Below are 20,731 nucleotides of genomic sequence, written 5' to 3'. Positions count from 1 at the left end.
TTAGTGGCCTGCTACAGTCCCGTCATGCGCCTCCTCGTCGCTCTCCTGATGTTGCTCGGTCTCGCGGCCCCCGTTCACGCCGAGGCGCTGGTGCGCATCGAGGGCAGGAACTTCGTGGAACCCGACGGCCGCATCCTGCGCCTCAAGGGGATCAGCCTCGGCAACTGGCTGATGCCCGAAGGCTACATGTTCAAGTTCGAGGTCGCGAAGTCGCCACGCCAGATCCATGGCGCCTTCGACCGGCTGCTGGGACCGGAACGCGCCGCCCGGTTCTGGCGCCAGTATCGTGACGCCTACGTGACCGAGGACGATATCCGCTTCATCAAGTCGGCCGGCTTCAACATGGTGCGCGTGCCGCTGCACTGGCGGCTGTTCATGACGGCCGACGGCGAGATCGGCGGCGAGGGCTGGTCTCTGCTCGACCGGGTGGTCGGCTGGGCCGCCGCCGCCGGCCTGTACGTGATTCCCGACCTGCATGCCGCGCCGGGCGGGCAGACCGGCATCAACCACGATGACGGGCCGGGCTATCCGCTGATGTTCTACGTGCGGCGCGACCGCGACCTCACCGTGAAGCTGTGGCGCGCCGTGGCACAGCGCTATCGCGGCAATCCCGCGATCCTGGGCTACGACATCCTGAACGAGCCGATCGCGCCCTATCACGACGTGGCGACCCTGAACGCGCGGCTGGAGCCGTTCTACAAGCGGGCGACGGCGGCGATCCGCGACGTCGATCCCGGGCGCATCGTGATCCTGGCGGGCGGCCAATGGAGTTCGAGCTTCGCCATGTTCGGCCCGCCCTTCGCGAAGAACCTCGCCTACACCTACCATTCGTTCTGGGCCTCGACGCAGCGCGACTCGATCCAGCGACACCTGAACTTCGCCAACCTGCATGACGTGCCGCTGTTCCTCGGCGAGACCGGCGAGCTCACCGACGAATGGAACGAGCAATTCCGTCGTCTGCACGAGGCGCATGGAATCGGCTGGTCGTTCTGGACCTACAAGAACCTCGACACGCCGTCGACCGTGGTGTCGATCCCGCGCCCCGAGGGCTGGAAGGAGATCGTGGCCTATGCCGACGGTGTCACGAAGGAGAAGCCTTCGGCGGAACTGATCGACCGTGCCGTCGCGCAATATCTCGAGGGCATCCGGTTTCGGAACGGCACGGTGCGCTGGAGCTACCTGGCGTCCCTCGGCCTGAAGGGAGAGCCCTGACAGGCGGCGCGGGGCACGCGGCCTTCAATGCTCGCGATGCAATTGCCCCGCCAGACCCGAGCGGCCGCCGCCGAACAGGGCCTGCGCTCTCGTCGACAGCGCGTCGACGAAACGGATCCATGCGCCCTTGCTGCTGTTCGAACGGGCATCCAGCGCGCGCTTCACCAGCGCCTTCGAATGGGCATGACGCCAGTCGCCGAAGGCGGCGCGGATGGAGGAAGCCTCTTCCTCGAGGATGCGCTGGACCAGCTGCAGGATGTGATTGCTGATCGGCTCCCAGTCCTTGGTCGAGGAATTGTAGCTGCCGCCCATCACCGCGGCGTTCGAATGCTTGTTGGCGCCATGCATGCGGTAGGCATAGAGCGCGTCGTGGATGGCGATGGAGCCCGTCAGCAGAACCGCGAAGGTCGACAGGTAGTAGTCGAGATAGAGCCTGAGATCGTTGTCCGGCACGACGAGCACGAGGTCCACGAAGCTGCGACGGAACATCATGCTCGCCATGCTGTTCGTGGCGCTGAGCGGCGTCCAGTGCGGATGGAAGGTCAGCCGGCCGTTCGCCGGAAAGGCGAATTCGCCGGTCGCCGCGTCGATCCTCGGCACGATGGCGGCTTCGAAAGCCTTGTTCGCCGAGGCGCCCTGCTCGAACCACCACGCGGTGCCCGCCAGCAGCTGGTCGTCGCCGTCGATGATGTGCGAGTCGCAGTAGGTGAGGGCGACCGGAAAGTCCGCGTTCATGTGAACGCACAGGTGCCGTTCTATGAAACGCTCGTACCAGATGTCGTCGGAATCGAGGAAGCCGACGAACGGCGTGTCCAGTCGCGAGAGGCCGCGCTTGATCGCGCCGGTCTGGCCGACATTGGTGTCGAGGCGGATATAGTCGAACCTCGAATCGCCGAGCCGCGACAGGCAGCTGCGGATCTCTTCGTCCGAGTTGTCGGTCGAGGCGTCGTCGACGACGAGGGTGCGCAGGTTGCGGCACGACTGGCGGGCGACCGATTCGATCGCCCGTCCCACGAAGGCGCCGTTGTTGTAGTTGGCAATCACCACACCGACCGGGGGCGCTGAAGGCATGTTTACCGTTTCCGTTTGCTGGATTGGACTTTTGGGGGCGATCGCACGGAATATGCGGCGCCCTGAAGATGGTCGACGTTTGGGTGCACTGCAACCTCAAGCCATCGTCCTGCCGGTAAAGGCTGCCATTCCCCACGAGTCCGAAGGGTGAATGCGCCGTGAAAGAGGCTTTCCGCGACCAAAAGAGGAAGACAGCCGCGCTTTGCGAGTGCTAGGGGCTAGGTGGCCCGTCGTCTGGGGACGGCAGGGTGCCGACCAGGGACGTGACGAGCAAAATGACGCGGGCCCCTTCTCCTGCCGCAGGATCGCCACGGACCGAACTGGCGGAGGCGTTACGGTCCTGTCGCACCTCCTATCTGGGGGTGGCGCTCTTCACCGCCGTCCTGAATGTGCTCTATCTCACCGGCTCGTTCTTCATGCTCCAGGTCTACGACCGGGTGCTGCCGAGCCGCAGCGTGCCGACCCTGGTCGCGCTCTGCATCCTGGCGCTCGGTCTCTACGGTTTCCAGGCGGTCCTCGACATCGTCCGCAACCGGGTGCTGATCCGGATCGCCGGCGGGTTCGCCGAGACGCTGGACCGGCGCATCTATCACCTGCTGGTCAAGCTGCCGCTGCGGGCGCCGCAGATGGGGGGCTTCGAGCCGGTCCGCGACCTCGACCAGATCCGTGGCTTCATGTCGGGCACCGGCCCCGCGGCGCTGTTCGACCTGCCCTGGATGCCGCTCTATCTCGGCATCTGCTACCTGTTCCATCCGCTGATCGGCCTCACGGCGACGGTCGGCGCCCTCATCCTGGTCGCCATCACCTTCGTCACCGAGGTCAAGGTCCGCCAGCCCTCGATCGAGGTTTCGTCCCTCTCCAGCCGGCGCACCAGCCTGGCCGAAGCCAGCCGCCGCAACTCGGAAGTCCTGCATGCCATGGGCATGGTCGGGCGGTTCGCGCACCAGTGGGCGGACTATGGACGCCGCTACGTCGCGGCTCATCAGCGGGCTGGCGACATCACCGGCGGCATGGGCAGCTTCTCGCGCGCGCTGCGCATGGCGCTGCAGTCCGCCGTGCTGGCGGTCGGCGCCTACCTCGTGATCAAGCAGCAGGCCACGGCCGGTATCATCATCGCCGGCTCCATCCTCTCGGCGCGCGCGCTGGCGCCGGTCGAGCAGGTGATCGCGCAATGGCGGGTCTTCGTGTCGGCCCGCCAGAGCTGGCACAGGCTCAACAACCTGCTGGCCCGGATTCCCGACGATCGCGACGTCATGCAGCTGCCCAGGCCCAAGGCTTCGCTGTCGGTCGAAGCGGTCAGCGTGACGCCGCCGGGCGTCAACATGCTCGTGGCCCGTGACATCACCTTCGGCCTGAAGGCCGGCCAGGGGCTGGGCATCATCGGACCCAGCGCCTCGGGCAAGTCGTCGCTCGTGCGTACGCTGGTGGGCGTGTGGCGGCCCGTCAACGGCAAGGTCCGGATCGACGGCGCGACGCTCGACCAATGGTCGTCCGAGGCGCTGGGCGAGCATATCGGCTACCTGCCCCAGGACATGGAACTGTTCTCCGGCACGGTCGCCCAGAACATCGCGCGCCTGGAACCGGAGCCCGACGCCACGAAGGTGATCGCGGCGGCGCAGGCCGCCGGCGTCCATGAGCTGATCCTCGGCCTGCCCAACGGCTACGAGACCGAGATGGGCGAGGGCGGCACCGCGCTGTCGGCCGGGCAGCGTCAGCGCGTCGGCCTCGCACGCGCGCTCTACGGCGATCCCTTCCTCGTGGTGCTCGACGAGCCCAATTCGAGCCTCGATCATGACGGCGAGGAGGCCCTGACCAAGGCCATCATGTCGGTGCGGGCACGCGGCGGCATCGCCATCGTGGTCGCCCACCGGCCGAGCGCCCTGGCCGCCGTCGACCAGCTCCTGGTGATGCGCGGCGGCCGGCAGCAGGCCTTCGGGCCCAAGGACGCCGTGCTGCGCGAGACCATGAAGGCTGCCGCGCCACCGGCGGGCCCGCAAGCGATGGGCCGGCCAGCCCCGCCGGCCAACGTCGCCCAGACCAGGCCGGTCCCGCAGCCGGCCGTGCGTGCGCGAGAGCCGTCATGAAGCAGGACCCGCCCGTGTCGATCCCGGCCATGACGCGCAAGCCCCTGATCGTCGGCGTCGTGTCGTGCCTCGTCCTCGTCTTCGGGATCGGAGGATGGGCCGCCACCACGCAGCTGTCCGGCGCGGTGATTGCGCCCGGCAAGCTGGTCGTCGACACCAACGTCAAGAAGATCCAGCACCCGACCGGGGGTGTCGTCGGCGAGCTGCCGGTCAAGGAGGGCGATCGGGTCAAGCAGGGCGATGTGGTCGTCCGCCTCGACGGAACGCAGGCCAAGGCGAATCTCGGGATCGTGACCAAGTCGCTCGACGAACTGGCCGCCCGCCAGGCCCGCTTCGAGGCGGAGCGCGACAACGACAGGACCGTGGAGTTTCCGCCCGAGCTGACGTCGCGCGCGGGCGATCCGGAGATCGCGCGGCTGATGAGCGGCGAGCAGAAGCTGTTCGAGATGCGCCGCACGGCGCGCGACGGCCAGAAGGCGCAGCTCCGGGAGCAGATCAAGCAGCTCAATCTCCAGATCGACGGCACCCAGGCGCAGGAAGTCGCTAAGGGCAAGGAGCTGGCGTTGCTGGCGCAGGAGCTGGACGGCGTGCGCACACTGTGGAAGCAGAACCTGGTGCCGATCAGCCGGGTGACGACCCTGGAGCGCGATTCGGCCCGCATGGAAGGCGAACGCTCGGCGCTCGTCGCCTCGCTGGCGCAGAGCCGCGGCCGCATCGCCGAGCTCGAACTCAAGATCCACCAGATCGATCAGGATCTCAGCACCGAGGTCGGCAAGGAACTGGCCGAGATCCGCGCCAAGAAATCGGAGATGACCGAGCGCCGCGTCTCGGCCGAGGACCAGCTGAAGCGCATCGATCTCGTTTCGCCGCAGGACGGCAAGGTGTTCCAGCGGAACGTCCATACGGTCGGCGGCGTCGTCCAGGCCGGCGAGCCGCTGATGCTGATCGTGCCGGACTCCGACGCGCTGATCGTCGATGCCAAGGTGGTGCCGCAGGACATCGACCAGATCCATGTCGGCCAGCACGCCGTGCTGCGCTTCGCCGCCTTCAACCAGCGCACGACTCCCGAGGTCGACGGCGAGGTGATCCATATCGGCGCCGACGTCACGCAGGAGGACAAGGCGACCGAACCCTATTACTCGGTGCGCATCCGGGTTTCCGAGGGCGAGCTGTCCCGCCTCGAGGGTCTGCAACTCCTGGCCGGCATGCCGGTCGAAGCCTTCATCCAGACCACGCCGCGCACCGTGGCGTCGTTCCTGGTGAAGCCGCTCAGCGACCAGTTGGCGCGCGCCTTCCGCGGGCGGTGATCAGGCTGCCTCCCCATTCAAATGGGGAGGTGTCGCATCTTATGCGACGGAGGGGTCATGACCCCATCGCCCTCGTAAGACGAGGGCACTTCCCCATTTGAATGGGGAAGGGGCTACATTGTGTCCCGTATCACCATGTCCGCCGCCTTCTCGCCGATCATGATCGACGGCGCGTTGGTGTTGCCCGAGGTGAGCGTCGGCATGATCGAGGCATCGGCGACCCGGAGCCCCTCGATGCCATGCACCCGCAGCCGCGCATCGACGACGGCCATCGGGTCGGAGCCCATCTTGCAGGTCCCGACCGGGTGATAGGTCGTCTCGGCGGCCCGGCGCACCCAGTCGAGGATCTCCTCATCGCTGTTGCCGTTCGGCCCGGGCGCAATCTCGGCCACCTGCAGCGGCGCCATCGCCGGCGCGGTCATGATGGCGCGGGCGATGCGCACGGCGCGCACGGTCAGCTCGCCGTCGACCGGCGCCGAGAGGAAATTGTAGCGGATCTCCGGCGGCCGCTTCGGGTCGGGGGAGACGATGTGGATGGTGCCCTTGCTCTCGGGCCGCATCGGATGGGCATAACACGAGACGCCCGACTGCCGCGCGATGCGGGGCCCGCGCGGGCCGGCTTCGGTGAACATCGGCACCCAGCCCAGCAGCAGGTCGGGCGCGTCGAGTCCGTGGCGCGAGCGCACGAAGGCGCGCAGCGGCGCACCGACCATCGAGAGGAGACTGTCGCGGTTCAGCGCCCAGCGCAGCGCCTGGTGGACCAGGCCAAGCCCGCGGCCGCGATCGTTGAAGGTGACGCCGCGCTGGCCGATGGTCCATCGCGTGCGCGGCGCATAGTGCTCGCGCAGGTTCTCGCCGACGCCGGGCAGCGCATGCTGCACCTCGATGCCCAGCGCGCGCAGCCGGTCGGGCTGGCCGATGCCCGACAGTTCGAGGAGCTGCGGCGAGTTGATCGATCCGCCGCTCACCACGACGGCGCGGCCCGCCCGGGCCTCGCGCGACTCGCCACCCACCGAATAGCGCACGCCGGTGCAGCGCTTGCCGTCGAGCAGCAGCCGTTCGGCGAGCGCCCCGGTCTCGATGCGCAGGTTGGGGCGCCGCCTGGCCGGATCGAGGTAGCAACGGGCCGTGCTCATGCGCCAGCCCGAGGCAATCGTGGCCTGGCTCATGGCGATGCCGTCCTGCGTCGCCCCGTTATAGTCGGGGTTGTGCCGGATCCCGACTTCCCCGGCCGCCTTGATCACGGTGGCGTAGAGTGGATTGAGCGGCAGCGGATTGGTCACCTTCAGCGGGCCGGAGCGCCCGCGAAATCGCTCGTCGCCTTCCGGATAGCTCTCCATGCGCTTGAAGAAGGGGAGCACGTCCTCGTAGGCCCAGCCCGGGTTGCCCATCTGCGCCCAGGTGTCGAAGTCCTGCGCCTGGCCGCGCACGAAGGCGAGGCCGTTGATGGCGCTAGAGCCGCCCAGCAGTTTTCCGCGCGGCACCGGAATGCGGCGGCCGTTGGTGCTGGCCTCGGGCTCGGAACTGTAGAGCCAGTTGACGGCCGGGTTGGTGATCAACCGCGAATAGCCGACGGGAATGCGGGTCCAGGGATGGTCGGCGGGGCCGGCTTCCAGCAGCAGCACCTTGTGGCGCGGGTCGGCCGACAGCCTGTTGGCGACGACGGCGCCCGCCGAACCGGCGCCGACGACGATATAGTCGTATTCCATTGCCGCCAGTATGGCGCCCACCCGCTCCGCCTGTCGACCGCCGCGACGATGGCCCGGCTTTACGCGGGCCGATGTTTGGGCATGATGCGGCCCCCGACAACTTCGAAGGAAAAAGCCATGCGCGGTGCCACCCTCCTGCTTCCCCTCGGCCTTTCCCTCGCCTGCGCCGCCGGCATCGCGGTCGCCCAGCCGGCCGGGCCGGACATGACGGGCACCTGGACGGGCACCAACAAGGGCATCGTGAGCGGCCTGCCGGCCCACTTCCCGGTGACCGCGCCAGCGACGATCGTCGACGGCAACCGCCTGGTCGAGCTCAAGATCACGGTGAAGATCGACGGCCAGGACGAGGGCCGCTTCTGGGGAACGCTGTCCTCGGAATCGAAGGCCGAGCCGATCATCGGCGTCATCGGATCGGACGGAAAGCGCGTGCGCATGATCGGGCAGGGCGGTTCGGCGATCGAGGGCACCTTGCTCGACGACGGCACGCTCGAACTCTTCTATACTGAGAACCGCGCCGGCGTTTCCGTCGCCGCCACGAACGTGCTGAAGAAAGCGAAGTAGGAACTCCCCCTCGATGATCTCACGGAGAAGCATGCTGGCAGGCGGTCTTGCCCTGCCGGCGCTGGCCGGCTGCGGCGGCCAGCCGACGACCCAGCCGACGGCCTACGCGCCCGGCCAGACGCGGCCCGGCCTCGATGCGGTGATCGACATCAGCCACAACGTGACCGTCACCAGCTTCGCCGCGGTCCGCCGCAGCAACATCCTGGGCGTCATCCACAAGGTGACCGAGGGCGGCGACTGGTTCGACCCGTCCTACACCGCGCGGCGGCGCCAGGCGGAGGCGGCGGGGCTGCTGTGGGGCGGCTACCATTTCGGTACGCGCCAGTATTCGGGCGAGCGGCAGGCGGACGCGTTCCTGTCGGCCTGCCAGCCCGGCCCGCAGACCGTGATGGCGCTCGACCTCGAGCCGAACGACGCCAACCCGCGCAACACGATGCGGCTGGAGCAGGCCGAGGCCTTCGTGCTGGCGGTGCAGAAGGCCACCGGCCGGCTGCCGATGCTCTACGCCCATCCCGCCTGGGCCGACGGCGAGATCTACGGCCGCCGCCGCATCAGCCTCGGCGCCAGCGTGCGGCCGGGCTCGATCCTGGCGCGCTGCGACCTGTGGCTGGCCGACTATCGCGAGGAGCCGCGGCTGCCCATGGCCTGGGCGACCCGCGGCTGGAAGCTCTGGCAGTACGTCGCCGACGAGACCGCGCAGAACTTCGCCTACGGCAGCGAACCCCGCCACGTCGAGGGCGTCGGCCACTGCGACCGCAACATGTACAACGGCGACGCCGCCAGCCTGAACCGCTGGTGGAAGAACGGCGGGCGGTAGGCCGAGCTTCGCTCGGCCTCCTGAGCGCCAGGACATCGCGGAGCGATGTCCGGGAGCGCCGAAGGAAGAGCGGCCACACGAAGCTCATGACCCCTCCGTCGCCGTATGACGGCGCCACCTCCCCATTTGAATGGGGAGGAAGCTGATTTACCGCGCCGCCAGCGCCTGAAACGCCTTGCGCGTCGCCTCCAGCGCGAAGTCGATGTCGGCTTCGGTGTGGGCGGTCGACAGGAACATGTTGTGGCGCGGGTGCAGGTAGGCGCCGTGCTTCAGCGCCTCGACGGTGAAGAAGTTGCCCTTCTCGCAGTCGGGATCGTCGTCGAACAGGAGCGTCGGCATCTGCGGCGGGCCGCTCTGGCGCACGCCGATGCCGAACTCGGCCGACTGCGCCGCGATGCCATCACGAAGCCGCTGGCCCATGGCGCGCATATGCGTGGGTCCGTCCGTGCTCTCCAGCACGTCGAGCGTCGCCAGCGCGGCGGCCATCGACACGGCGCTGCACCAGAACGAACCGGTGACGTAGAGCTTCGACGCGGCCTCGCGATAGCGGTCGTTGCCGGTGACGGCGGCCAGCGCGTGGCCGTTGGCGATCGCCTTGCTCCAGGCGCTGAGGTCGGGCTGCACGCCGACCAGATCCCAGCTGCCGCGCATCGTCAGCCGGAAGCCGGCGCGCACGTCGTCGACGATCAGCGCCGCGTCGTTGGCGTCGCACAGTTCGCGCGCGCGGCGGGCGAAGGCGGCGTCCGGCATCTCTTGGTCCTTGCCGAAATCGTGCTTGAAGGCGGAGACGACGATGCCCGCCAGGTCGTCGCCGGCGCGCTGGACGGCGCTCTCGAGGCTGCCGGTGTCGTTGAACTTGAAGGTCAGCATGTGGGCGCGATCTTCCGGCGTCACGCCGTACGGGTTCGGCGTGCACCAGGGGATGGCGCCGTGATAGGCGCCCTCGGCCACCAGGATCTTGCGCTTGCCCGAGGCGGCGCGCGCCAGCGTCACGCAGGTCGTGGTGGCGTCGGTGCCGTTCTTGCCGAACAGCGCCCAGTCGGCATGCGGGATCAGCCCGACCAGCCGCTCGGCCAGCTCGACCAGCCGCTCCGACGGGCCGTTCAGGCAGTCGCCCGCCGCCATCTGCCGCGCCACCGCTTCGGCCACCACCGGATTGCCGTGGCCGACCACGATCGGGCCCCAGCTGCACATGAAATCGACATAGCGCTTGCCGTTCACGTCCCACAGGTGACAGCCCTCGCCGCGCTCGAAGAACTGCGGATAGCCCTCGGGCAGCCGGTCGCTGCGCAGGTGCCCGTACATGCCGCCGGGAATGACCTGCTGGGCGCGCTGTCGCAATTTCTGGTCGGCTGTGAGGGACATCGGACGGGCTCCGCTACGCTGTGAACTGGCCTATATATACCGCACCAACACGAGCCTGCACCCGGCACGGGTCGCAAGGCAGCCACGGGGGAAACGGATGGATCTCGAGGGGAAGGTGGCCGTCGTCACCGGCGGCAATGGCGGGCTGGGCCAGCGCATCTGTCACGCGCTGGCGGCAGAAGGCTGCCACATCGCCGTCGTCTATGCGCGCAGCAAGGACCAGGCCGAGGGCGTGGCGCGCGATCTCGAACGGCACCAGGTCACCGCCGCCGCCTTCGCCTGCGACGTGACGCAGCGCGACCAGGTCGACCGGCTGGTCGACGAGGTGGTGAAGCGCTTCGGCCGGCTCGACATCCTGGTGAACGACGCGGCCTACAACAAGTCGATCCCCTTCACCGATCTCGACGGCCTCACCTACGAGGAATGGACGAAGATCATCGACATCAACCTGACCGGCCCGATGCTGCTCACCAAGGCCGTCGGCCCGGTGATGAAGCGCCAGGGCGAAGGCCGCATCGTCAACATCGCCTCGGTCGCGGGGCTGGGCCCCACCGGCTCCTCGATCGCCTACGCCGTCTCTAAGGCCGGCCTCATCCACCTCACCAAATGCATGGCCGTGGCGCTGGCGCCCGAGGTGCTGGTGAACTGCGTGGCCCCCGGCCTGCTCGAAGGCACCCGCGCGACGGCGAACCTGCGCCCGGAGGTCGTCGCGAAGAACGCCAGCGCCTCGCTGCTGGGCAAGCCCGCCGACAAGGACGATTGCGCCGACCAGGTCGTCACGATGTGCCGGACCAACAGCACGACCGGCCAGACGCTGGTGATCGATTCAGGGCGGGTGTTTCACTGAGTAGCTCTTCAATGGCCAAGATCAGGCGAGCATATTTAGGGCTGCCTAGCCATTGTATTTTCTGTGACCGACCGCTCACCAGAGGCATGACGCTCAGCGGCGAGCATCTTTGGTCTGAGTGGATGCACAAGAATAATCGTCTACTTCCCGCTGACTCATCGTCTCGCATAGAGGAGGTCGCCAACTATCAAGTTGGTCATAGGATCGGCACATATTCTCGCTGGGTCATGAATGGCACAACGCGCCATATCAAACTCCGAGTCATATGCGCCCTCTGCAACAATGGCTGGATGTCCAAACTGGACAATCAGATCATCCCCGTTGCAGAGCGTCTTTTGAAGGGTGAGCCTTTGACGCTAACCAAAGACGTTCAGACGCGTCTCGCTGAATGGATCGCGCTCAAGGTTCTTGTTGCGGACCACGCCCCACGGCTTGGTGAAGGCGCCAAATCAATTTTTAATGCCGCCACGCTCGCAAAGTTCATGAAGGACCAGAAAGTACCGCCCGGGTTCACAATCTGGATTGGAACCGGAGGCGGCCCAGAATGGCGCGAGGCGGCAAAAATTCACCGAGCCGGCGTCTTTGTTTCTCCGATCGTCTTCGGCCTGAGTGCACTCAAGAAGATGCTACCCATCCGACAGAACGCATGCACGATGACGTGGGGCGCAGGTTATGCTGTATTTTCTATCGTCGCCGTATCGGACCCAAGCCTTTATGGCGTTGATTGGGAGACCCCCTTCGGTCATTTCCAAATTTGGCCTGTCCGTGAGAGCGTCGGGACTTGGGCCCCCAACTACGCAATCGCCGATTGGAAGATCACCGAAATCTCCATGCGTCATAACCGGAACCCCGATAGTCCCATGCCCGTCTCGAAAAGGACGGGTAGCCCGAGCTAGCTCACGCGCAAGCTCTGCAAGACCCTAACCCGGCAACACGAACCTAACTCCCGCGCGACGGCGAACCTGCGCCCCGAAGTGGTCGCCAAGAACGCCAGCGCCTCGCTGCTGGGCAAGCCCGCCGACAAGGACGACTGCGCCGACCAGGTCGTCACGATGTGCCGGACCAACACGACGGGGCAGACGCTGGTAATCGATTCAGGGCGAGTGTTTCACTAAGGGCAAGAGTCGATCAGCCGCTGGAGCCAAACCTTCCACGTCGTATGACCCCAAGCTGGTACTTCGGGCGAACCCGACCTAGCGAAGACGTAGCTCGCGTCCAACTCTGGCGAGGAAGCCTTGCTTTTGTAGGACGATGTCGATGTCTTCATCGCGCAGGTCAATTTCTGGCCCGCCAATTTCGCGAGCCTCGCGGATCAGGTGCTCTCGCGAGAACGTCGCGCCTTCTTCAGTAGTCAGAGAAAGCGCTGCGACTTCTAATAAAGTAATGATGGCTTCAAGATCTCTGCCCGAAGAGACTTTGTTCGTTGTGGATTGGCGGCGACCGCTCTCATACGAGTAACGTTCAATCGTGACGTCGAAATCGTAAGACATAGTGGTGCTCCCCAGCTTTGCGCCCGTTGTTGTACCTAGCAATTTGCTCGCCGTCCGTTCGAGTTTATCAAGGACAGGTGATTGCTTGCCGGCTGGTCTGCGGCCACGTGGCAGCCGGTGCTCCTCACGAGCTTCCTGAGCCAATTCCACAAAATCACGCCAATGATCCGCGCGCAGAAGAGCGAGTAGCTTTTCGCCGGGCAAATTGCCGCCCAATGCGGCGGCTCTACGCATGCCTTCTGCTATGAGTTCATGCCGCTCAGTCGTGATATCTGCGACTTGGCGTCTTTGCTTCTCACAGAGTGCCGCCACAACCATCATTCCTGACCTGGGTCCGATGGCACACTCAAACACATCCGGACGATATATCACGCGAAGATTACGCGCCGCTTCCAGTCGCCGTAGTGGCAACGGATGATGGTCGAAAAGGAAGAATTTCTTCTCGGGATAGCGACCGACGAAATCAACCAACGCTTGGGATTCTTGAGCGAATGATGCCGGTGCAAACATCAAGTCCACGAAGAAGACGATGTCGGCCTTTAACACCTCTGGGAACGCATCGAGGTTTAGCCAAGCTTTATGATCGCGTGTACGTGAAGGGTCGACAATCGCTGTCACCTTGAAGCGATCAATTCGTGCCAGATTGCGGCGAACCTGTTCCGTGATCAGATGGCCGTCCGCGTCGGCATGACCGATGATGACAACATCCTGAGTCATGGCAAACAGCCCAATCTGCGGGCCATGGGCGAAGTAACGACGAGAGCGACTTTGGCTTTCGCCCTATTGTCATCTTCGCCCAACGAATCGGCACGGCCTTTGACAGAAAGATCCCACATCTTCTGCCGGAACGTAGGGCTAGGGGACGGCGTGTCAATGTGTGCCAGATTCGCCTTCAGCGTCGGCGCTCCGGTCTTCGGGTCGTTCGCCATTGGCGTGCCGACGTACATTTCAAGAGCCGTCACAGGAGAGCGCCTCGTATTGGGAAACTCTCGAAAGTCTCCCAATACCAGAACCTCGGATGGACACGTCGTGTCGCCGAATGGAATCGCTCGCGAAATGTGAATGGCGATGAGATCTCGGTCCGGCGGCGGCTGAAGCCTCGATGTAGATACAGACCAAAATTCATGGGCTTGAAGACCCAGCATGACGCGGGCTGTCTCTTCAAGACTTGTAAGGCTCGGAAAAACCAGAGTCGCGGCAGACACAGCTGGATCAGCGACCAATGCACTAATTCGATTCGCAATATCTGCCGACGCCCGCTCGACACCGCGGCCGGTCGCAACGGATGCAATGCGCTGTGGAAAATCGCCGTAGCGAGTCGCCATATGGCGAGCGAACATGCAGCCCACGTGCGGCCCACGTCGCCAGTTGAGATAGTCTCGTTCCGCAGACATCCGGTTCGGATTCCCCCTTTGGGTCCGAGGCTTTTCTGAACCGTAACATCTTCATCCATGGTGCGACAACTATATGTTGTGGTATCTGTAGCCAGTAACTACCATCGTGTCTGTGCGTTGCACTGGCGCACCTCTTCTCCTCTGATGTCATTGAAGAAAGCCAGCGCTACACGCTGCGGGTTCTGAGGCGCTACCTAAAGCTTGGCAATAGCCGTCAACTCGGCAACACGAACCTCACCCCCGCCCGCGCCAACCCGCCGCCCAGCGCTGCGGCCGTGCCGTCGGCGCGCCAGCAGGCGGCGCCGGTCATGGTGCCGTCGTCGTGGAACTGGATGGCGTTCATGCCGCCGGCCACGGTCGGCATGATCTTGAGCGTGTGGCCGCGCGCTTCGAGGCCCTGGCGCACCGGGGCGGGGATGCCGTGCTCGACTTCCAGGACGGGGCCCTCGGTCCAGATGCGCGGCGCCTCGACGGCTTCCTGCAACGCCATGCCATGGTCGATCAGGTTCAGCAACGCCTGCAGCGCCGAGGGGAAGATCTTGCGGCCGCCGGGCAGGCCCAGCGCATAGCGCACCTTGCCGTCCCTGAGCGCCATCATCGGCGACATCGAGGTCGTGACCCGCTTGCCCGGAGCGATCGACAGCGCGTTGCCGCGGCGCGGGTCGTAGTTGTTCATGTAGTTGTTGGGGATCATGCCGGTGCCGGGCACGATGAAGCGCGCGCCGAACAGGCTGTTGATGGTCTGCGTCGTGCTGACGACGTTGCCCTTGCCGTCGGCCACGGTGAGATGGGTCGTGTCCTGGCCTTCCGCCGCCTGGAGTCCGCCCGTCCACCGCGTGGCGCGGGCGATGTCCAGCAGCTTGCGGCGCTGGTCGGCATAGTCGCGGCTGACGATGCGCTCGACCGGCACCTTCACGAAGTCCGGATCGCCGCTCGCCTCGGCGCGGTCGGCGAAGGCGATCTTCAGCACTTCGGCCAGCAGGTGCAGCGTGTCGACCGTGCCGAAGCCCATCTTCGCGATGTCGTAGGCTTCGAGGATGTTCAGCATCTGGGCGATGTGCACGCCCGAGGCGGCGGGCGGCGGCGGGCCCAGGATCTCCCAGCCGCGATAGTGGCCGCGGATCGGTGCGCGCTCCTCGACCCTGTAGCCGGTGAGATCGTCGCGGCGTACGAAGCCGCCGGTCTTCTCCATGCACTCGACCAGCAGGTCGCCCAGCGGCCCGCCATGCAGCGCCTTCTCGCCCTCCTGCGAGACCAGGGTCAGCGCCTCGGCGTACTGCGCCTGCACCAGCCTTTCGCCCGCCTTCAGCGGCGTGCCATTGGGCAGGAGGAGGGCGGCGGCGAGCTTGTCCTTCGAGAGATCGGCGCCGGCGTCCTTGATGCAGTCCGAGAGATAGGGCGTCACCGCGAAGCCGCGCGCGGCGTGGCGGATCGCGGGCTGCATCACGTCGGCCAGGCTCATCGTGCCGAAGCGCTCCAGCGCCAGGCACCAGGCGCGCAGCGAGCCCGGCGTCGCGACCGACTTCGGCCCGACCAGGTTCTCCTGCCCCTCGACGTCATAGACTTCGGGCGCGGCGCCGGGCACCGGCTTGTACATGTCGGGATGGCCCATCTGCGGCACGGCGCTCATGCCGTCGAGGATGCGATGGCTGCCGTCGGCCAGTCGGATGTGGCAGGTCGTGCCGCCGATCAGCCCGACCATCATCGGCTCGACCACGGTCAGCGCGAACTGCATCGCGACGGCCGCATCGACCGCATTGCCGCCGGCCGCCAGCATCTCGAGGCCCGCGGCCGAGGCCAGCGGATGGTTGGAGACCGCCATGCCCGCGGGCCCGTGCGCCGGCTGCTTCTCGCAGGTGAATTGCGTGCCCGCGCGCTCGCGCCATGTCGACTGGGTCATCCGTATCCTCGCTGAATGTCGCGCGTTTATACCCGTCATCCTGAGCGAAGTCGCCCGAAGGGCGACGCAGTCGAAGGATCTCTTTTCGCCTCGACACACCGTGCGTCGGAAAAGAGATCCTTCGACTGCGTTCGCTTCGCTCACTTCGCTCAGGATGACGGGGTGGGGGCGCGGGTGGCGTTCAAACTCTACTGCCCCACACGCTGCTCGGCTTCCTCGCAACGCTGCAGCCGCTCGCAGGCGGCTTCGTCGCGGTCGCCCTTGGGGTTGAAGCAGGCGCGGGCGTCGGTGGTGCCGTCGGACACGATCCTGGTCAGGCGGGCGCGGGACTCAGCCGGGCGCTCGACGTCCAGCAGGCCCTTGCGGGTCAGCACGTTGGCGAAGCGGATGACCAGCCGCTCGCGCGCGCGCATCGCCTCGGGCGCCGAGGCCTTGGCGTCGCGGCACCATTGCATCGCCGCCGCCTTGCCGCAGCCCCAGAGCTGCATCTGGCGGAAGCGCTCGGCGAGCTGGCCGTTCACGCCGAGGCAATAGGCGGCGATGTCGTCGTCGTTCAGGAGCGGTTCGGGGTCCTGCGTCTGCGCCTGGGCCGGCAGGGCGGCGATCAGGAGCAGCAGGCAGAGTCCGAACCGCATCCCGTCAGATGAACATGTCGAGCTGATTGTAGTTCTTCAGCACCGTCTCGCGCATCGCCTCGCTCCAGCGATTGGCTTCCTGTTGTTCGGCGAGCGGGCGATAGACGTAGCTCTTCTCCTGCGGGAAGCGCTGGCGGCGCGCGTCGATCGCCAGCAGCAGGATGCGCAGCCGCTTGTCGATGCGCTCGGCGTCGTAGGTCACGGTCTCGCCGGTCAGGCGCTTGGTCGTGACGTTCAGCACGCGCTTGCGCGGAAAGAAGCCGGCGTTGAGCGTGACCCGGCGGTCGGGCGAGGAATTGGCGAAGGAGCCGTGCAGCAGCTGCCGGTTGGTGACGATCGTGTCGCCGGCGCCGGCCAGCATCGGCACCGCGCCCGCGATCCGGTCGGAGCCGCTCTCGGCGACCAGCTTGAGGATGTCGGCCTTGCCGTGGCGGTGGCTGCCCGGCAGCACCCACACGCAGTTGCCCGCCGTGCTGGGATAGAGCTGGGTCATGAAGTTGAAGCCGTGGGCGCCCATGTCCCAGTCGGCGGCGTCCCAATGGGTCGTGCCGTCCTGGTGCCAGGCGACCGACGGGCCGAGGCCGGCTTCCTTGATGAAGGTCACCTCGTTGTAGGGCACGAAGTCGTCGCCCAGGATCGCCTCGGCGGCGGCCAGCAGGCCGGGATGGCCGTAGAGCCGGAACGCCGCGTTCATCAGGTAGAGGTTGCCGTCGAGCAGCTCGACGGTCCAGGCCGGTGCGTCGGCGGCCAGGGTCGGCTGGCTCATCGCCACGGGATGGCGGCCGTTGTTCTTGGTCGTGCCGCCGAGCGGGTCGCTCAAGGGCTTGGCCCAGCGATAGGGCGGCTTCAGCACGCCCTCGCCGAAGGCCGGGCGGCCGTGGCGATCGATGGTCGCGCCCGGCTCGACCGGCGCGCGCTCGAGGATCGCATCGACGTCGGCGCGCAGCTCGGCCAGCTCCTCCGGCCCGGCCACGCCCTCGAAGACATAGAAGCCGTGCGTCCAGTAGGCGTCGAGAATGTCCTGCGCCAGCCTGCCGTTGGCATCGAGCCGGATCGGCCCGCGATTGCCCAGCGCCCGCGCGCGCTCTTCGCCGGCACGACTGTACTCGGCCATCACCTTTGCATGGTCATCGGCAGTGAGAGGGGCAGCGGCTTCGGCCATCGCCATCAGGACGTCTCCATTATTTTTTCAGGCACCGACGATAGCGCGGCGGTTCATTCGAGGCCAAACCCTGCCGCCCGCTCTGCGGACAGCGCCTGCTTCCCCATTCAAATGGGGAAGTGCCCCGTCATACGGGGCGATGGGGTCATGACCCCTCCGGCCCTGCGGGCCACCTCCCCATTTGAATGGGGAGGAAGGTTATCAGCCCTTCGCCGCCAGCGCCGCCTCGATCGCGCGTTCGAGTTTCGAACCCGTGCCGCTCACGGCGGTGAACCAGTCGATGACCCGTCCGTCGCGGCCGATCAGGATCTTGTGGAAGTTCCAGCTCGGCGTGCCGATCGTGCCGGTCTGCGCCGCGGCCCAGCGATAGAGCGGATGGGCGTTGGCGCCGGTCACGATCTGCTTGTCGGCCAGCGGAAAGGTGACGTCGAAGCTCGCCTCGCAGAAGCGCTTGATCTCCTCCTTGCTGCCGGGCTCCTGGCCGCCGAAATCGTTCGACGGCACGCCCAGCACCACGAGACCCTTGTCCTTGTAGCGCCGCCACAGCGCCTCCAGCCCCTTGTACTGGCCGGTGAAGCCGCACAGGGAGGCCGTGTTGACCAGCAGCACGACCTTGCCGGCATAGTCTCCGGTCGGCAGCGGACCGCCGCCGATCGATTCGAGCGAGACATTCGCCCAGTCGACCGGCTGGCGCCCGGCCTGCGACCAGGCCACCGCCGACAGCAGCGCGCCCGCGACGGCGAAGGCCAGCATGCGCAGCACCTTCATGTGCCGCCTGCTCCGCTGGTGTTCGCGCGATCCCGCCCGTCCGTCATAGACTCTCTCCCTGCGCCCAAGCGTATCGTATATGGCGACGTCCGTCGTCCCGGTCGCGCTGTACCGGCCGTGGATCACCCGCCATGCTGTGTCCTGATGGCGTTCACGAGGAGGACGTGATGGTGTCGTCCGGTCTGGCCGAGTTCGTCCGAGGCCTGCGCGTCCGGCGCGCGGCGGAATGGCGTGCCTCGTCCGAGAACCCGTTCCTGCTCGAGGCGCTGCGCAAGGAGAAGCTCGAAGGGCAGCGCATCGCCGCCTGGGCGCGAACGGTCGCGCTGGCAGCGACCGGCGTTCTGATCGCATTCCAGAACGCGAATTGGAGCATGCTCTATTTCCACGGGCTGCTGCTGGTCTTCATTGCCCTCGGCTGGGCGCAGCTGCGCTTCGCCACGGTCGGCCGCTCCCGCATCGAGCTGTTGCTGATCCTGGCCGACCTCGTGCTGCTGGCCGTGACGCTCACGGTTCCCAATCCCTTCGTGGCCGAACGCTTCCCGACGGCGATGGTCTTCCGTTTCGAGACCTTTCCCTATTTCTTCATCATCCTCGCGCTCGCGACGCTCGCTTATTCGTGGCGGACCATCCTTTCGATCGGCAGCGTCGTCGTCGTGATCTGGCTCGTGTCGGTGCTGGGCGTCGCCCTGTTCGGCACGACCGACCCGGAGCTGGGCGCCCGGGTCGCCGCCGCCTTCGGCGACGTGCCGGTCCTGCGGGGTATCGTCGACCCGAACTCCGTGGTCTGGTCGATCCGCGCCCAGGAGATGGTCATCTTCTTCCTGGTGGCGGCGATCCTCGCGCTGCGCGGGCAGCGGTCGAACGCGCTGCTGATCCGCCAGGCCGACCTGGCCGCGGAGCGCGCCAGCCTCTCGCGCTATTTCCCGCCCTCGATGGTCGACGAGCTGGCCACCGCCAGCAGCGACGTGGGCGCGGTCCGATCCCAGGACGTCGCGGTGCTGTTCGCCGACATCGTGGGCTTCACCAAGCTCGCCGAGCGCGAGACGCCGGAGACGGTGGTCGAGCTTCTCCGGCGCTGCCATGCCGTCATCGAGCAGGCGATCTTCGCCAACGGCGGCACGCTGGACAAATACCTGGGCGACGGCGTGATGGCGACCTTCGGCACGCCCCGGATCTCGCCCGCGGATTGCGCCAACGCGCTCGCCGCTGCCCGCGACATCGTCGAGGGCGTCGCCTCCGCCAATACCGGGCTGGTGGCCGCCGGCCTGCCGCCGCTGCAAATCTCCGTCGGCGTTCATTTCGGGCCGGCGATCCTCGGCAATATCGGCTCCGAGAGGCGGCTGGAATTCGCGACCCTGGGCGACACGGTGAACGTGGCGAGCCGGCTGGAGTCGGCGACGCGCGCGCTGGGCTGCCGCATCGTCGCCAGCGACGCGCTGGTATCGCGCGTCGGCGAAGGCACTCAAGGCGCCGTGACCGGCGGCTTCCGCCGCGTGCCGGCGCTCAGCCTGCGCGGGCGGGAGGCGCCGATCGACGTCTGGGTCGCCTAGCCGGGCGTGACAGCCTATTTCTTGGTGGCGGCGTAGCGCGCCTTGGCTTCGTCGTTCGGCGGATAGAGGCCGGGCAGGGCCACGCCGCGCTCGACCTCGGACATGATCCAGCCTTCCAGCCGCTCCTGCTCGGTGCCTTCCTTGGCAACCGCCTCGACCAGTGCCTGGGGGATCAGCACCGCGCCGTCATCGTCGACCACGACCACGTCGTTGGGGAACACGGCCACGCCGCCGCAGCCGATCGGCTCCTGCCAGCTCACGAAGGTGAGGCCGGCGACCGAGGGCGGGGCCGCGGCGCCCTGGCACCAGACCGGCAGGCCGGTGCCCAGCACGCCCGCGATGTCGCGCACCACGCCGTCGGTGATCAGGCCGGCGACGTTCTTCTTCACCATGCGCGCGCACAGGATGTCGCCGAAGATGCCGGCATCGGTGACGCCCATCGCGTCGGCCACCACGATCGCGCCCTCGGGCATCGCCTCGATGGCGGCCCGGGTCGAGATCGGCGACGACCAGCTCTCCGGCGTGGCGAGATCCTCGCGGGCCGGCACGAAGCGCAGGGTGAAGGCGCGGCCCACGAGACGGCCCTGGCCCGGCTTGATCGGCCGCGTGCCGCGCATCCAGACATTGCGCAGCCCCTTCTTCAGCAGGATCGTCGTGATGCTGGCCGTGGTGATCTTCGACAGGGTGTCGTGGAGCTCTTTCGAAAGGGGCGTGGTCTGCACGGTGTCTCCGTTTCTCTGGGATTCTGAGTCGGGCGGAGAATAGGCGAGGGGGCTTCCGGAGGCCACCATGCCGCGTCCGGGGCGGCTTCCTCCAGCCGCGGGATCGGGTAGAACGGCCCCGTCGGCGCCCCGTGCCG

Annotated in this window: 19 protein-coding genes; 9 read left to right on the top strand and 10 right to left on the bottom strand. The window is 66.8% G+C overall.

The genetic code is table 11. The features are described from left to right. Positions 1 to 24: 24 nt before the first annotated feature. A complete protein-coding gene (locus EPO41_RS22815) occupies positions 25 to 1,212 on the top strand; it encodes a glycoside hydrolase family 5 protein (protein ID WP_296330196.1) in 1,188 nt (395 codons plus the stop codon). Positions 1,213 to 1,236: 24 nt separating this feature from the next. On the opposite strand, the gene EPO41_RS22810 is transcribed toward EPO41_RS22815, so the two are convergent. After that, positions 1,237 to 2,283, bottom strand: a complete 1,047-nt coding sequence (locus EPO41_RS22810) for a glycosyltransferase (protein WP_296330194.1) — start codon at positions 2,281 to 2,283, stop codon at positions 1,237 to 1,239. 275 nt (positions 2,284 to 2,558) lie between these two features. On the opposite strand from EPO41_RS22810, the gene EPO41_RS22805 reads away from it, so the two are divergent. Beyond that, positions 2,559 to 4,367 carry a type I secretion system permease/ATPase gene (locus tag EPO41_RS22805; RefSeq protein WP_296330192.1) on the top strand — a complete coding sequence of 603 codons (1,809 nt, stop codon included), beginning with the start codon at positions 2,559 to 2,561 and terminating at the stop codon, positions 4,365 to 4,367. Continuing rightward, positions 4,364 to 5,674, top strand: a complete 1,311-nt coding sequence (locus EPO41_RS22800) for an HlyD family type I secretion periplasmic adaptor subunit (protein WP_296330189.1) — start codon at positions 4,364 to 4,366, stop codon at positions 5,672 to 5,674. The genes EPO41_RS22805 and EPO41_RS22800 overlap by 4 nt, the downstream gene beginning before the upstream one ends. A 113-nt stretch (positions 5,675 to 5,787) precedes the next feature. On the opposite strand, the gene EPO41_RS22795 is transcribed toward EPO41_RS22800, so the two are convergent. Then, positions 5,788 to 7,383: a GMC family oxidoreductase N-terminal domain-containing protein gene (locus EPO41_RS22795; RefSeq protein WP_296330188.1), complete on the bottom strand. Its 1,596-nt coding sequence runs from the start codon at positions 7,381 to 7,383 to the stop codon at positions 5,788 to 5,790. A gap of 117 nt (positions 7,384 to 7,500) precedes the next feature. On the opposite strand from EPO41_RS22795, the gene EPO41_RS22790 reads away from it, so the two are divergent. Both EPO41_RS22790 and EPO41_RS22785 read left to right on the top strand, forming a co-directional pair. Continuing rightward, complete coding sequence (locus tag EPO41_RS22790; protein ID WP_296330187.1) at positions 7,501 to 7,944, top strand: hypothetical protein; 444 nt, start codon at positions 7,501 to 7,503, stop codon at positions 7,942 to 7,944. A 13-nt stretch (positions 7,945 to 7,957) separates the two neighbouring features. Continuing rightward, complete coding sequence (locus EPO41_RS22785; protein ID WP_296330185.1) at positions 7,958 to 8,761, top strand: glycoside hydrolase family 25 protein; 804 nt, start codon at positions 7,958 to 7,960, stop codon at positions 8,759 to 8,761. Between the two features lie 147 nt (positions 8,762 to 8,908). Here EPO41_RS22785 and EPO41_RS22780 read toward each other — a convergent pair whose 3' ends face one another. Continuing rightward, positions 8,909 to 10,126: an aminotransferase class III-fold pyridoxal phosphate-dependent enzyme gene (locus EPO41_RS22780; RefSeq protein WP_296330182.1), complete on the bottom strand. Its 1,218-nt coding sequence runs from the start codon at positions 10,124 to 10,126 to the stop codon at positions 8,909 to 8,911. Between the two features lie 97 nt (positions 10,127 to 10,223). Here EPO41_RS22780 and EPO41_RS22775 point away from each other — a divergent pair, with 97 nt between their 5' ends. The 3 genes from EPO41_RS22775 to EPO41_RS22765 all read left to right on the top strand — a co-directional run bounded on the left by EPO41_RS22775 (position 10,224) and on the right by EPO41_RS22765 (position 12,088). Next, on the top strand, positions 10,224 to 10,973 hold the full coding sequence (locus tag EPO41_RS22775; RefSeq protein WP_296330180.1) for an SDR family oxidoreductase: 750 nt from the start codon (positions 10,224 to 10,226) through the stop codon (positions 10,971 to 10,973). A gap of 290 nt (positions 10,974 to 11,263) precedes the next feature. Beyond that, on the top strand, positions 11,264 to 11,869 hold the full coding sequence (locus EPO41_RS22770) for a hypothetical protein (RefSeq protein ID WP_296330178.1): 606 nt from the start codon (positions 11,264 to 11,266) through the stop codon (positions 11,867 to 11,869). 78 nt (positions 11,870 to 11,947) lie between these two features. Further along, a complete protein-coding gene (locus EPO41_RS22765) occupies positions 11,948 to 12,088 on the top strand; it encodes a hypothetical protein (protein ID WP_296330176.1) in 141 nt (46 codons plus the stop codon). A gap of 78 nt (positions 12,089 to 12,166) precedes the next feature. Here the strand turns inward: EPO41_RS22765 and EPO41_RS22760 are convergent, their stop codons facing one another. From EPO41_RS22760 to EPO41_RS22735, 6 genes are all read right to left on the bottom strand, one after another. Next, complete coding sequence (locus EPO41_RS22760) at positions 12,167 to 13,180, bottom strand: hypothetical protein (protein WP_296330174.1); 1,014 nt, start codon at positions 13,178 to 13,180, stop codon at positions 12,167 to 12,169. Next, positions 13,177 to 13,788 (bottom strand): hypothetical protein, encoded by a 612-nt coding sequence (locus EPO41_RS22755; protein ID WP_296330171.1) that lies wholly within the window; start codon positions 13,786 to 13,788, stop codon positions 13,177 to 13,179. Before EPO41_RS22755 ends, EPO41_RS22760 begins: the two co-directional genes overlap by 4 nt. Before the next feature lie 283 nt (positions 13,789 to 14,071). Beyond that, positions 14,072 to 15,757: a gamma-glutamyltransferase gene (gene ggt / locus EPO41_RS22750; protein WP_296330168.1), complete on the bottom strand. Its 1,686-nt coding sequence runs from the start codon at positions 15,755 to 15,757 to the stop codon at positions 14,072 to 14,074. Between the two features lie 188 nt (positions 15,758 to 15,945). Then, positions 15,946 to 16,392, bottom strand: a complete 447-nt coding sequence (locus EPO41_RS22745) for a hypothetical protein (RefSeq protein WP_296330165.1) — start codon at positions 16,390 to 16,392, stop codon at positions 15,946 to 15,948. A 4-nt stretch (positions 16,393 to 16,396) separates the two neighbouring features. Continuing rightward, the gene (locus EPO41_RS22740; protein ID WP_296330163.1) at positions 16,397 to 17,560 is read right to left on the bottom strand and encodes a phytanoyl-CoA dioxygenase family protein; all 1,164 of its coding nucleotides are present in this window, start codon (positions 17,558 to 17,560) and stop codon (positions 16,397 to 16,399) included. Between the two features lie 195 nt (positions 17,561 to 17,755). After that, complete coding sequence (locus tag EPO41_RS22735) at positions 17,756 to 18,322, bottom strand: glutathione peroxidase (RefSeq protein ID WP_296330160.1); 567 nt, start codon at positions 18,320 to 18,322, stop codon at positions 17,756 to 17,758. A gap of 167 nt (positions 18,323 to 18,489) precedes the next feature. Here EPO41_RS22735 and EPO41_RS22730 point away from each other — a divergent pair, with 167 nt between their 5' ends. Beyond that, on the top strand, positions 18,490 to 19,872 hold the full coding sequence (locus tag EPO41_RS22730; RefSeq protein WP_296330157.1) for an adenylate/guanylate cyclase domain-containing protein: 1,383 nt from the start codon (positions 18,490 to 18,492) through the stop codon (positions 19,870 to 19,872). A gap of 14 nt (positions 19,873 to 19,886) precedes the next feature. Here the strand turns inward: EPO41_RS22730 and EPO41_RS22725 are convergent, their stop codons facing one another. Then, positions 19,887 to 20,594 (bottom strand): ribonuclease activity regulator RraA, encoded by a 708-nt coding sequence (locus EPO41_RS22725; RefSeq protein WP_296330154.1) that lies wholly within the window; start codon positions 20,592 to 20,594, stop codon positions 19,887 to 19,889. Positions 20,595 to 20,731: the final 137 nt, after the last annotated feature.

This window comes from Reyranella sp., from assembly GCF_004297265.1.
Classification (GTDB): Bacteria; Pseudomonadota; Alphaproteobacteria; order Reyranellales; family Reyranellaceae; genus Reyranella.
This window is presented reverse-complemented; position numbering and strand designations above follow the sequence as displayed.

Bases quoted from the DNA above. Each gene is read 5' to 3' on its own strand.
- EPO41_RS22815 (WP_296330196.1), top strand. From the start codon at position 25: ATGCGCCTCCTCGTCGCTCTCCTGATGTTGCTCGGTCTCGCGGCCCCC.
- EPO41_RS22810 (WP_296330194.1), bottom strand. From the start codon at position 2,283: ATGCCTTCAGCGCCCCCGGTCGGTGTGGTGATTGCCAACTACAACAAC.
- EPO41_RS22805 (WP_296330192.1), top strand. From the start codon at position 2,559: ATGACGCGGGCCCCTTCTCCTGCCGCAGGATCGCCACGGACCGAACTG.
- EPO41_RS22800 (WP_296330189.1), top strand. From the start codon at position 4,364: ATGAAGCAGGACCCGCCCGTGTCGATCCCGGCCATGACGCGCAAGCCC.
- EPO41_RS22795 (WP_296330188.1), bottom strand. From the start codon at position 7,383: ATGGAATACGACTATATCGTCGTCGGCGCCGGTTCGGCGGGCGCCGTC.
- EPO41_RS22790 (WP_296330187.1), top strand. From the start codon at position 7,501: ATGCGCGGTGCCACCCTCCTGCTTCCCCTCGGCCTTTCCCTCGCCTGC.
- EPO41_RS22785 (WP_296330185.1), top strand. From the start codon at position 7,958: ATGATCTCACGGAGAAGCATGCTGGCAGGCGGTCTTGCCCTGCCGGCG.
- EPO41_RS22780 (WP_296330182.1), bottom strand. From the start codon at position 10,126: ATGTCCCTCACAGCCGACCAGAAATTGCGACAGCGCGCCCAGCAGGTC.
- EPO41_RS22775 (WP_296330180.1), top strand. From the start codon at position 10,224: ATGGATCTCGAGGGGAAGGTGGCCGTCGTCACCGGCGGCAATGGCGGG.
- EPO41_RS22770 (WP_296330178.1), top strand. From the start codon at position 11,264: ATGTCCAAACTGGACAATCAGATCATCCCCGTTGCAGAGCGTCTTTTG.
- EPO41_RS22760 (WP_296330174.1), bottom strand. From the start codon at position 13,180: ATGACTCAGGATGTTGTCATCATCGGTCATGCCGACGCGGACGGCCAT.
- EPO41_RS22755 (WP_296330171.1), bottom strand. From the start codon at position 13,788: ATGGCGACTCGCTACGGCGATTTTCCACAGCGCATTGCATCCGTTGCG.
- ggt (WP_296330168.1), bottom strand. From the start codon at position 15,757: ATGACCCAGTCGACATGGCGCGAGCGCGCGGGCACGCAATTCACCTGC.
- EPO41_RS22745 (WP_296330165.1), bottom strand. From the start codon at position 16,392: ATGCGGTTCGGACTCTGCCTGCTGCTCCTGATCGCCGCCCTGCCGGCC.
- EPO41_RS22740 (WP_296330163.1), bottom strand. From the start codon at position 17,560: ATGGCGATGGCCGAAGCCGCTGCCCCTCTCACTGCCGATGACCATGCA.
- EPO41_RS22735 (WP_296330160.1), bottom strand. From the start codon at position 18,322: ATGAAGGTGCTGCGCATGCTGGCCTTCGCCGTCGCGGGCGCGCTGCTG.
- EPO41_RS22730 (WP_296330157.1), top strand. From the start codon at position 18,490: ATGGTGTCGTCCGGTCTGGCCGAGTTCGTCCGAGGCCTGCGCGTCCGG.